This is a genomic window from Niallia nealsonii, from assembly GCF_002835805.1.
In the GTDB taxonomy this organism is placed as follows: Bacteria; Bacillota; Bacilli; order Bacillales; family Cytobacillaceae; genus Niallia; species Niallia nealsonii.
In genome coordinates this window covers 1-972 of record NZ_PISE01000088.1, presented here as the reverse complement: position 1 = coordinate 972, position 972 = coordinate 1, and the positions used below count along the sequence as shown (strand labels likewise).

Below are 972 nucleotides of genomic sequence, written 5' to 3'. Positions count from 1 at the left end.
ATACACCAATTTATGAGATAGTCATTCAGTTCTAGAATAGATTGAACTTCAGGAAGAGGTACTAAAGCATTCCTTCTTATGTACCCTACTGAGCCTTCAATTCTCCCTTTTTCGTTACCACTAGCCGGGTTACAAAATTCTGCTTTAAACACGTAATGTGCTTGAAGACCAAGGAAAGATTCCTGTTCTAACCGATCTCTACCTTGTAAGATTTTTAGTACCGCCGTTTTTAGATTATCAAGTAGACCTTCTGTTGGAACGCCTCCAAAGAACTCAAATGCATGGACAAACCCATCCAGGAATGCTTCTTGTTTTTCATGAAGATACGCTCTTACAAACCGAATTCGGCTCGCGGAGAGCTGAACACAGAAGAGAAAAATGCGTTGTTTTCGACCCTGCAGAATAATGTCCGCCTCTCCCCAGTCGAATTGGAATTGGTGGCCGAGTTGAAAGTCCAGAGGAATATAGGCTTCCTGAATTTGTTGCCTGCGTTTGGCTACGATTTTACGAATGTTAGATGCAGAGCCTTTAAAATCATATTCATCTTGTAATCTTTTGAAAATTTTTATCGCGGTATGTTTTTGTTTCTTCCAGTTCTTTTGGTCTTCATCTAACCATTGGTCAATAATAGGAAGAACCCGTTTTGTTTCTGGTGAATACTCCTTGGTTCCATACACTTTTTTTCGTAGGACGGTTGTTGGAGATGTGTTGCTTTTAAGGTATTTGCTTACTGTGTTACGAGAAATTCCAAGTTTTGCCGCAATTTGTCTTTGTGATAAGCCTTCAACCTCTTTTAAGAATTTGATATTATGATATTGGGCCATTTCGATCATCCTTTTCGTCCTCTCATTATGAAGTAAGTTTGGTCACTTTCTATCATAAGAGAGGTTAATAGAATTGGAAATTGAGTGGCTCATTTTTTATGTGATCAAATCATTTAATAGTGGCTCAAATTTAATTTATCAAAAACAC

The 972-nt window shown here is 38.0% G+C and carries 1 protein-coding gene; it reads right to left on the bottom strand.

The window, feature by feature from the left end; translation table 11 throughout:
* On the bottom strand, window positions 1–833 hold an 833-nt coding region (istA, locus tag CWS01_RS22170; protein ID WP_157827729.1), incomplete at its 3' end, for an IS21 family transposase.
* Window positions 834–972 lie beyond the last annotated feature (139 nt).